This is a genomic window from Enterobacter sp. C3_dUdeg (assembly GCF_057536195.1).
This window is the reverse complement of sequence record NZ_BAAKFX010000001.1, coordinates 316,705-327,269: the sequence shown is the minus strand read 5'-3', so window position 1 is coordinate 327,269 and position 10,565 is coordinate 316,705. Positions and strand designations below refer to the sequence as shown.

Annotated in this window: 9 protein-coding genes and 2 tRNA genes; 5 read left to right on the top strand and 6 right to left on the bottom strand. The window is 57.6% G+C overall.

What is annotated here, in order from left to right:
- The first annotated feature begins 31 nt into the window (after window positions 1–31).
- The 3 genes from shiA (at window position 32) to AC27FC_RS01440 (ending at window position 4,664) form a co-directional block, all read left to right on the top strand.
- Entirely contained in the window at window positions 32–1,345 is a 1,314-nt protein-coding gene (gene shiA, locus AC27FC_RS01450) for a shikimate transporter (RefSeq protein ID WP_143346788.1), read from the top strand.
- 73 nt (window positions 1,346–1,418) lie between these two features.
- On the top strand, window positions 1,419–2,873 hold the full coding sequence (locus AC27FC_RS01445; protein WP_023312354.1) for an AMP nucleosidase: 1,455 nt from the start codon (window positions 1,419–1,421) through the stop codon (window positions 2,871–2,873).
- Between the two features lie 18 nt (window positions 2,874–2,891).
- Window positions 2,892–4,664, top strand: a complete 1,773-nt coding sequence (locus tag AC27FC_RS01440) for an aminopeptidase P family protein (RefSeq protein WP_196354212.1) — start codon at window positions 2,892–2,894, stop codon at window positions 4,662–4,664.
- A gap of 144 nt (window positions 4,665–4,808) precedes the next feature.
- Here the strand turns inward: AC27FC_RS01440 and AC27FC_RS01435 are convergent.
- Window positions 4,809–4,884 (bottom strand) — tRNA-Asn (locus AC27FC_RS01435).
- A 103-nt stretch (window positions 4,885–4,987) separates the two neighbouring features.
- On the bottom strand, window positions 4,988–6,442 hold the full coding sequence (emmdR, locus tag AC27FC_RS01430; RefSeq protein ID WP_123244567.1) for a multidrug efflux MATE transporter EmmdR: 1,455 nt from the start codon (window positions 6,440–6,442) through the stop codon (window positions 4,988–4,990).
- A 161-nt stretch (window positions 6,443–6,603) separates the two neighbouring features.
- On the opposite strand from emmdR, the gene AC27FC_RS01425 reads away from it, so the two are divergent.
- Window positions 6,604–6,679, top strand: a tRNA-Asn gene (locus AC27FC_RS01425).
- A 53-nt stretch (window positions 6,680–6,732) separates the two neighbouring features.
- The gene (locus AC27FC_RS01420; RefSeq protein WP_045142990.1) at window positions 6,733–7,068 is read left to right on the top strand and encodes a gamma-glutamylcyclotransferase family protein; all 336 of its coding nucleotides are present in this window, start codon (window positions 6,733–6,735) and stop codon (window positions 7,066–7,068) included.
- A gap of 47 nt (window positions 7,069–7,115) precedes the next feature.
- On the opposite strand, the gene AC27FC_RS01415 is transcribed toward AC27FC_RS01420, so the two are convergent.
- From AC27FC_RS01415 to dacD, 4 genes are all read right to left on the bottom strand, one after another.
- Entirely contained in the window at window positions 7,116–7,451 is a 336-nt protein-coding gene (locus tag AC27FC_RS01415) for a DUF496 family protein (protein WP_008499467.1), read from the bottom strand.
- 158 nt (window positions 7,452–7,609) lie between these two features.
- Entirely contained in the window at window positions 7,610–8,668 is a 1,059-nt protein-coding gene (locus AC27FC_RS01410) for an FUSC family protein (protein ID WP_033145945.1), read from the bottom strand.
- 92 nt (window positions 8,669–8,760) lie between these two features.
- Window positions 8,761–9,234, bottom strand: a complete 474-nt coding sequence (gene sbmC / locus AC27FC_RS01405) for a DNA gyrase inhibitor SbmC (protein WP_033145946.1) — start codon at window positions 9,232–9,234, stop codon at window positions 8,761–8,763.
- Window positions 9,235–9,353: 119 nt separating this feature from the next.
- On the bottom strand, window positions 9,354–10,520 hold the full coding sequence (gene dacD / locus AC27FC_RS01400) for a serine-type D-Ala-D-Ala carboxypeptidase DacD (RefSeq protein ID WP_032658759.1): 1,167 nt from the start codon (window positions 10,518–10,520) through the stop codon (window positions 9,354–9,356).
- Window positions 10,521–10,565: the final 45 nt, after the last annotated feature.

The following is a 10,565-nucleotide window of genomic DNA, read 5'->3' as shown; positions in this document are numbered from 1 at the left end:
TAATTAAAAAATCAGTACGGACAGGACAACTATGGACTCCACCCTCATCTCCGATCGTCCCAACGAGGAGACACCTTCGCTCAATCGTGCCCGCCGCGCAGCCTTAGGCAGCTTCGCGGGTGCCGTCGTCGACTGGTATGATTTTCTGCTTTACGGCATCACTGCCGCCCTGGTGTTTAACCGCGAGTTTTTCCCCCAGGTCAGCCCTGCGATGGGCACGCTTGCCGCGTTTGCCACCTTCGGCGTCGGCTTTCTGTTTCGCCCGCTGGGCGGAGTGATCTTCGGCCACTTCGGCGACCGCCTGGGCCGCAAGCGCATGCTGATGCTCACCGTCTGGATGATGGGGATCGCCACCGCGCTGATTGGCGTTCTCCCTTCGTTTTCCGCCATTGGCTGGTGGGCGCCGGTACTGCTGGTCACCCTGCGCGCCATCCAGGGATTCGCCGTCGGCGGCGAATGGGGCGGTGCGGCGCTTCTGTCCGTAGAGAGCGCGCCGAAAAATAAGAAAGCGTTTTACAGCAGCGGCGTACAGGTCGGGTACGGCGTGGGCCTTCTGCTTTCCACCGGGCTGGTATCGCTAATCAGCCAGCTCACCACCGACGAGCAGTTCCTGAGCTGGGGCTGGCGCATTCCGTTCATCTTCAGCATCGTGCTGGTCATCGCCGCGCTGTGGATCCGTAACGGGATGGAGGAGTCGGCTGAGTTTGAAAAGCAGCAGGAAAAACCGGCCACGAACAGACGTCTTCCGGTCATGGAAGCCCTCGTCCGGCACCCTGGCGCTTTTCTGAAAATTATCGCCCTGCGCCTGTGCGAGCTGCTGACGATGTATATCGTCACCGCGTTTGCCCTGAACTACTCGACGCAGAACCTTGGTCTGCCGCGCGAGCTGTTCCTCAATATTGGCCTGCTGGTCGGCGGGATCAGCTGTCTGACTATCCCCTGCTTCGCCTGGCTGGCGGACCGGTTTGGCCGCCGTCGCGTCTACATCACCGGGGCGCTGATTGGCACCCTCAGCGCCTGGCCGTTCTTTATGGCGCTCGAGGCGCAGTCGATCTTCTGGATTGTCTTCTTCGCCATCATGCTCGCCAATATCGCTCACGACATGGTGGTGTGCGTGCAGCAGCCGATGTTCACCGAACTGTTTGGCGCAAGCTACCGCTACAGCGGCGCGGGCGTGGGCTACCAGGTGGCAAGCGTGGTCGGTGGCGGATTTACGCCGTTTATTGCCGCCGCGCTGGTGACCTTCTCCGGCGGCAACTGGCACAGCGTGGCGATTTATCTGCTGGCCGGCTGCCTGCTGTCGGCGGCGACGGCGCTGCTGATGAAAGAGACGAGCCACGGCTGATCTCCCTTTTGTTTCACAGGCGTGTGACATACTATCGGGTAGAGTCGCACACCTGTGGAACAAGGAGACAGAGATGAATAATAAGGGCTCCAGCCTGACCCCGGCTCAGGCGCTGGAAAAACTCGACGCGCTGTATGAACAGTCCGTCAACGCGCTGCGCGGCGCCATCAGCGAATATATCGAAACAGGGAAACTTCCCGACCAAAAGGCCAGAACCGAGGGCCTTTTTGTTTATCCATCGCTCTCTGTGACCTGGGACGGCAGCGCCAGCAGTAATCCCAAAACCCGCGCCTACGCGCGCTTTACCCACTCCGGCTGCTACAGCACCACCGTCACCCGCCCTGCGCTGTTCCGCCCGTATCTTGAAGAACAACTCACGCTGCTGTACCAGGATTACGGCGCGCACATTGCCGTTGAGCCCTCGCAGCATGAGATCCCGTATCCGTACGTGATTGACGGTTCGGCGTTAACCCTCGACCGCTCCATGAGCGCGGGGCTGACCCGCCACTTCCCGACGACGGAACTTTCACAGATTGGCGATGAGACGGCCGACGGGATTTATCACCCGGCAGAATTTTCTCCCCTGTCGCATTTTGATGCCCGCCGGGTCGATTTCTCCCTGGCGCGTCTGCGTCACTACACCGGTACGCCAGTCGAACATTTCCAGCCGTTCGTGCTCTTTACCAACTACACCCGCTACGTCGACGAGTTTGTCCGCTGGGGCTGCAGCCAGATCCTCGACCCGGAGAGCCCGTATATCGCGCTGTCCTGCGCGGGCGGGATCTGGATCACCGCTGAAACCGAAGCGCCCGAGCAGGCCATTTCCGACCTGGCGTGGAAAAAGCACCAGATGCCCGCCTGGCACCTGATCACCGCCGACGGCCAGGGCATCACGCTGATTAACATCGGCGTTGGCCCGTCAAATGCCAAGACCATCTGCGACCATCTGGCGGTACTGCGCCCGGACGTGTGGCTGATGATTGGCCACTGCGGCGGCCTGCGCGAAAGCCAGCTGATTGGCGACTACGTGCTGGCCCACGCCTATCTGCGCGATGATCACGTGCTTGATGCGGTGCTGCCGCCGGATATCCCAATCCCGAGCATCGCCGAAGTACAGCGCGCGCTGTATGACGCCACCAAAGAGGTCAGCGGCATGCCGGGCGAAGAGGTTAAACAGCGCCTGCGCACCGGTACGGTCGTCACAACGGATGACCGCAACTGGGAGCTGCGCTACTCCGCCTCCGCGCTGCGGTTCAACCTGAGCCGCGCGGTAGCGATCGATATGGAGAGCGCCACCATTGCCGCGCAGGGATATCGCTTCCGCGTTCCTTACGGCACGCTGCTGTGCGTCTCCGATAAGCCGCTGCACGGTGAAATTAAGCTGCCGGGCCAGGCCAACCGTTTCTACGAAGGGGCTATCTCTGAGCATCTGCAGATTGGTATTCGTGCGATTGATTTACTTCGCGCGGAGGGCGACAAGCTGCATTCGCGCAAGCTGCGCACCTTCAACGAGCCGCCGTTCCGCTAATCACGATAAGGAAAAACAATGTCCAGCACATCACCGCTCTCTGCCCTGCGCCACTGGCTTGAGGCCAGCCATCTCGACGGGATGATCGTCCCGCGCGCGGATGCCTGGCAGAGCGAATACTGCGCGCCTTACGACGAAAAGCTGGCCTGGCTGACGGGCTTTGACGGTTCGGCCGGCGTGGCGCTGGTGCTGAAAAACAAAGCGCTGCTGTTCGTCGACGGGCGCTATCAGGTTCAGGCGCGCGTTCAGGTCAATACGGATGAGGTTGAGATCCACCACCTGCACAACGAGCCGCTGGCGGAATGGCTGGCAGAAAACGTTGAGTCAGGAACGCGCATCGGTTTTGACGCGCTGCTGATGACCAACGCGGAATTTGAGCAACTGTCTGCCACGCCGTGCGAGCTGGTGCCGCTGAAGGCCTCGCCGTTTGACACGCTATGGACCGATCGCCCTGCCGCACCGGCGGGGCTTATCCGTGAGATGCCGGTTGAACACAGCGGCGAACGCAGCGCGGACAAACGTCAGCGCGTCGCCGCCGTGCTGGCCGCAAACAATGTGGATTATCTCGCCGTCACCCTGCCGGATAACATCGCCTGGCTGTTAAACGTCCGCGGTGCGGATATCCCTTACAGCCCGGTACCGCTCTCCTTTGCCCTTCTCGGTCGTGACGGTCACGTTGAGTGGTTTGTTAACGACAATAAGCTCAGCGCCCTGCCTGACGGTGTGCGCAATGCGTTCACCATTGCGCCGCAGGATACCTTTATTGAACGCTGCCAGCAGATTGCCGTAGGCAAACGGGTGATGATTGATGCCGATTCCGCGCCGGTTGCCCTGCGCTTCGCCGTTGAACCACGGGGAGAAATTGTCTGGCGGACCGATCCCATCACCCTGATGAAAGCGACTAAAAACCCGGTCGAGCTGGCAGGTTATCGCGAGTGCCATCACCGGGACGGGGCCGCGTGGGTCAACTTCCTCGCCTGGCTGAGCCGCGAAGTGCCGCGGCGCGAGGCGGCAGGACAACCGCTCACCGAGCTGGACGCGCAGGCGCAGCAGCTTGCGTTCCGTCAACAGCAGCCCGGGTTCATCGAGCAGAGTTTTGCGACCATCTCCGCCTCTTCGAGCAATGCGGCGATGTGCCACTACCATTCGAGCGAGGCCAGCAATAAGCCCATCGGCCATGACCATTTTTACCTGAACGATTCCGGCGGCCAGTATGCTAACGGCACCACCGATGCCACGCGCACGCTGGCGTGGGGTAACGTCGATCCGCAGCAGCGCCTGCACTACACTGCCGTGCTGAGAGGTTTCCTGTCGCTCATTACCCTGCAGTTCCCTTCCGGGACTCAGGGGCATCAGCTGGATGCGTTTGCGCGTCGCCCGCTGTGGGAGATGGGGCTGGATTACGATCACGGCACGGGACACGGCGTGGGGCACCAGCTGCTGATCCACGAGAACCCGCATCGCATCGCCAAAAAGGTTAACCCGTGGCCGCTGGTGGCGGGCAATATCATGACTATCGAGCCAGGCTACTATCTGGGCGATAGCCACGGTATTCGTATTGAAAACCAGGTGGAGATTGTGGAGAGCCGTCCGGGTTTCTGCAAATTTGCCTCGCTGACGCTGATCCCGATCGACTTAAGTCAGGTTGAGCTGCATCTGCTGAGCGAGCAGGAAAAGCAGTGGCTGGATGCGTATCACCGGCAGGTACGCGAGGCGCTCTCACCTCTGGTGAATAGCGAAGCGCGTGAGTGGCTGGTTGAGGCGACGGCGCCGATTGGTTTGGATCGATAGTGCATTGTGCGGGCTGGTGCCCTCACCCCAGCCCTCTCCCGCGGGAGAGGGTGCACACACTAAAAACGGCAACCCGGTTGCCGTTTTGCGTTTACCTTGCGCAGAAAAGCAAAAAGCCTGCTTTAAAAGCAGGCTTTTCAAATTTGGCTCCTCTGACTGGACTCGAACCAGTGACATACGGATTAACAGTCCGCCGTTCTACCGACTGAACTACAGAGGAATCGTGTGAACGGGGCGCATATTATCGATGCTCCCCCGGGATGTCAAAGGCAGAATGCACATTTCCGATCGTTTGCCGAATTATTCTCCACTTCGCGCAATTGTCAGGCATTTTTCCGCGGATATTTCCACAGCCAGCGTCCGCTGACCATCCGCCAGTAGAACAGCGCACCCCGCACGGCCCAGTCGAGGAACATCCCCAGCCAGACGCCGACCACACCCCATCCAAGCATCACCCCGAGCGTATACCCCGCGACAACGCGACATCCCCACATGCCGAGCATCGATACCCACATCGCAAAGCGGGCATCGCGCGCCCCTTTCAGCCCGGCGGGTAATACCCATGAGGCCGCCCAGATGGGCATAAAGGCCGCGTTGAGCCAGATGAGGATCTTAACGACCTCTTTAACGTCATCTTCGTGGGTATAGAACGAGGCCATCAGCCCGGCAAACGGCGCGGTTCCCCAGGCGATCAGCGTCAGCCCAATGGTTGACAGCCAGAACACGTGCCGCAGCTGCCGCTCCGCCTGGCCTATCTGCCCTTTCCCGAGCCGCTTACCCGTAATAATGGTGGATGCTGAACCCAGCGCGTTACCCGGCAGGTTAATCAGCGAGGCAATAGAGAAGGCGATAAAGTTACCGGCGATAACGTCGGTGCCCATCCCGGCGACAAACATCTGCGTGAGCAGCTTCCCACCGTTGAATAACACCGATTCAATGCTGGCGGGAATGCCGATCCCCATCACTTCCCAGATAATGGCGAAATTAAAGGGGCGGAAATAGCTTTTTAGCGTCAGACGCAGCGAGGGGGTGATCCCCGCCATCAGCACCCCGATGATGGCTGCCGCACCGATATAGCGTGAAATGGTTAACCCCAGTCCGGCACCGACGAACCCCAGCCCCTCCCACGAGAACACGCCGTAGATCAGCACGCTGCTGATAATGATATTCAGGATATTCATCCCGCCGTTGATCAGCAGCGGAATTTTGGTGTTGCCCGCCCCGCGCAGCGCACCGCTGCCAATCAGCGCAATGGCCGCCGCCGGATAGCTTAAGACGGTCATTTCCAGGTAGGTCAGCGCCAGGTCTTTAACCTCGTTAGTGGCCTCCCCGGCGACAAAATCGATAATCTCTTTACCGAAATAGTGGATCACCGCCGCCAGAACGATCGAAAAAATGGTCATGATCATCAGCGACTGGCGGGCCGCCTCGCGTGCACGTTTGGGATCAAGCTTGCCGAGGCTAAAGGCCACCACCACCGTCGTCCCGAGGTCTATGGCGGCAAAGAACGAGATCACCACCATGTTAAAGCTGTCCGCCAGCCCAACCCCTGCCATCGCCTCTTTCCCCAGCCAGCTCACCAGGAAGGTGCTCAGGACCCCCATCAACAGAACGCAGGTATTTTCCAGGAAGATAGGCACGGCAAGAGGGGTGATTTCACGCCAGAACAGGACACGATAGCTTTTACGTTTTGCATACCATGGCGTGCGCGTTATCGCCTGGCGTAAGGAGGCAGTGACGTTCAAAATGGACCTTAGCGAGAAAAGTTGAAACTCCATTTCAAATGATGGGGGACAAATGCTAATCCTGCAAAGTATTTTCCAGAAAAAGATGTGTGGATTTACAACAAACTGACGACAGAATCAGCAATCAGTCGATTTTCCCTAAGATCAGGTTTGACAAAAGTTTTTTCGCCGCTAAGATAAGCCTCCACAACGATTCCTCTGTAGTTCAGTCGGTAGAACGGCGGACTGTTAATCCGTATGTCACTGGTTCGAGTCCAGTCAGAGGAGCCAAATTTAAAAAGCCTGCTTTTAAAGCAGGCTTTTTGCTTTGCGGATGAGGGAAAATGAACGCTCTGTTTGTCTACGGCACGCTGCGCCCGGGCCACGCTAATGCGCATATTCTTGAAGACATCGGCGGCGAATGGCTGGCCGGTTCCGTATCCGGCACGTTTTACGAACGCGGTTGGGGCGCCGCGGCGGACTTCCCGGGAATTGTGCTCCACCCTGACGGCCCCCGCGTCGAAGGCTATCTGTTTATCTCGGATAACCTTGCCGCACACTGGCAAATGCTGGACGAATTTGAAGACGGCTACGATCGCGTTGAGGTCACGGTGACCACCCTTGAAGGCAAGCAGGTTCAGGCCTGGATTTATCAGCTACAGCCGCGTTCTGAGTCATAAAAAAAAGCTCTCTGTCACCAGAGAGCCTTTTTCACTATTCGCTGCGATTACTCGCTTTTTGCTTCGCCGTTTTTGATTTCGCCCATCACTTTCAGCTTTTTAGAGATGTCGCGACGCTCTTTGGACAGCTCAGCGTTTTTGATGATGTAGTCATCAACGCGGTCTTCATAGTCGCTCTTCATGCTGGCGATGATGCCCTGAATAGCTTCAACGCTCATACCTGGCTTGATGTAGTCGCTCAGGTTGTCGAGCAGCAGAACACGTTTCTGGTTGTCACGGATCTTCTTCTCAACGTCCTGGATTTCACGCTGCAGCTTGTTTTTGCGGCGGAACAGGCGGACGAATTCCAGAACATCCTGGAACGAAGGCTTGGTAGTTTCCATTTTTACACCCCTGATAATGTGAGATTCGGATTCGTTAAGGCAACCGTTGTAACAATAACCTTACTGACAGCGGCTGCGAATGACAATGAGTATATCGTTTAAAGCTATCATAACCCCAATTGCTGCTGAATCGAAGCAGCAGCCGTCACATACGCCTTTTATTTGCGCAGCGCCCGGCAAATAAGGTGCGATAACAGCTCAAGCTGACGCGCCAGTTCCATGCTCAGCCAGACGTAGCCATGAATAGGCGTTTCCGCAACGTTATCGCTCTGGCGTTCATTGATTAACTGCTTCAGCTCCGCGACGATCTCATTCAGCCGCTCGCTGTTGGCCAGTATCGGCTGCGGGTTCCCTTCATAGAGCGCATGGGCGATGGTCAACAGCGTTTGCTGCGTCATCTGCTGGGTCTCTTTGAGAGTCTGCGCGTTAAGCATCAACAGATGGCTGGGACGCGAGGCCCAGTGGGCGTTGATTTGCAGTTCAAGCATGCAGACCAGATTGCGGCTTACCGTCTGGATGGCTTCGAAAATCGATTTCTGAATACGGGTTTCTTTGCTGGCGGGCGTAATCAGGCCGCGCATTTTGACCACGTCGTTGAGGATCGTTTGCAGATGCTTTTCCAGCCGGGGACGCTCGACCAGATTCGGGGAAAATCCGGCCTGATAGACGCGGTTAAAGGCGGTGACGTAGTTCGCCATCTGAATACGCCAGTGCAGAAAAGCGCGCTGCGGCCAGATACCGGTGAAGAGCATGGCCAGCAGTGACCCCAGGATGACATCCCCGCTTCGCCACAGCGCGGTGGTCATATCCCCGGCGGGCGCACCGACAACCACCGCGAGAGTAATCCCAATCAGCAAGGCCTGATACGGTCTTTTGCCCAACGCCAGCCAGCCGCACAGGAACATGGCGGCCCCGCACCATGCCAGCATCACGGGAAATGAGATGAGTTCCAGCTTCAGGGCAATAAGCCCAAGGGCCGAGCCTAAAACCGTCCCGCCAATTCGCTCAAAGGCGCGCGGAACAACGTTCCCCCAAAACGAGATGGGCCCCATCACCACCACCAGGGTGATCAGCGGCCACGTTCCTTCCGGAACATCAAGCAAACGGACCAGTACAAACGTCAATACGAACGCCAGCGCGATGCGGCACCCGTGCACCACGCGGTAATGTTTGTACAAGCGAATTTCAAAAGGGGTTAATGATTTGTCGGGACGCACACCCGCTCTCCAGCTACACGGCAAATCACAATTGTACTGTGTTTTCAGCCGGGCGGCTCGCTCCCGACTGAAAAACCCTTCATTTAGCAGGCTTAAGCCGTTTTATGCTCTACCGCGATATACATTTCGATATCCCAGTAGCCGTCTGCATTGCCGTCATTGAGATAGCGTTCGAAGCAGGGTTTAAGCGCCATCTGGTACTTATTGTCCTGCAGCAGAGAGTTGAAGAACTGATACCACGGCGTGGCGAAGTCGTAGTTTTCCACGCGCGCCGTCGCCACGGCATAATCCCCGGCCGCGATTTCCGTCATCATGACGCCTTCGCTGTTTTCCGGAATAACGAAATCGTCCGGCACCGTAACGGCCGTATCGCAGCGCAGTTTTTCTGCCGGGACCTCATCGGGGTTATCGTAGTAGACCGCAACCCACTCCAGCGGCTCAATGTGGCGCCCGTCCACCCACATCACCAGCTGTTCAAAGCCCTGTTTAACCGTTTGTTCCCACGGTCCGACCAAATGAAAACCGGCAATCTTACGTTTCTGTTGCTGCTTGATGCTGTAGTCCATGCTGCCTCCATTTATTACTGTATATTTATACACTATAAAGCTGGATTACTATTATCGGCAAACGAGGAGTGTTTATTATGTGAGCAGACTCGCAACCCTGCCAGTCTGCCCATCAGCGGTTAAAGCGTGTGGTGGAGATAATCGCTCATGCGAGAGAACAGTCCGCCCTTATCAACGGCTTCCAGCGTCACCAGCGGCCAGTGCGCCACCACCTTGTCACGGTCATAGAGCTGGATCTCCCCGACCCGCTGATGCGCAGCAATCGGCGCTTCCAGCTCTTTTTTATCCAGCACGTATTTGGCTTTGATGTTCGGCACTTCCGCTTTCGGCAAGGCCAGCCAGAAGTCCTGGTCGGTGCCCAGTTTCACCTGCTCCTTATCGCCGTACCAGATACGCTCTGTCCCCACTTTTTTACCGCTATGCAGGATTTGCACCGTATCGAAGTTCTGCTGCCCCCAGTGCAGCAGTTTCCGGGCCTGGTCCTCACGCCCCTTCGGGCTGTCCGCCCCCATCACCACCGCGATTAAACGGCGCTGACCGTCAACGGCGGACGCAATCAGGTTAAAGCCCGCCCCCGAGGTGTGCCCCGTTTTAAGCCCGTCCACGTTCATGGTTTTATCCCACAGCAGGCCGTTACGGTTTTGCTGGGTGATCCCGTTCCAGGTCAGGCTCTTTTCGCTGTACATATGGTAAAACTCAGGCTCGCCGTGAATGATGGCCCGGGAGAGTACGGCCAGGTCATAGGCCGAGCTGTGCTGGCCCGGCGCGTCCAGCCCGTGGACGGTTTCAAAGTGCGTATCGCGCAGGTTCAGCTTCTGCACGTAGTCGTTCATCATCTTCACAAACTGCGGCTGACCGCCCGCCACGTGATCGGCCAGCGCCACGCAGGCGTCGTTGCCGGAATCGACAATCAGACCGCGGCTTAAATCACGCACGGAGACGCGATCGCCCTCTTTCAGGAACATCAGCGATGAGCCGTCAAAAACCGGGTTGCCTTTTGCCCACGCGTCACGCCCGACGGTGACAATGTCGTCCGGCGTAATGCGATGGCTATCAATGGCCCGATCAACCACATACCCCGTCATCAGCTTGGTCAGGCTCGCCGGATTACGTTGTTGATGTTCGTTGCCCGCCGTTAAGATCTGACCAGTCGTGTAGTCCATCAGCACCCAGGAGCCAGCCTGAATGGCCGGAGGCTGCGGCGAAAAATCCAGTGGTTCGGCCGCAAAAGCAGATGAGACACTCGAAGCGAGTAAAGAAACAGCAATAAACAGACGGCGTTTCAACGGTATATCCTCAGGTCATTAAAAATCGATGACCTTTTTACGGGA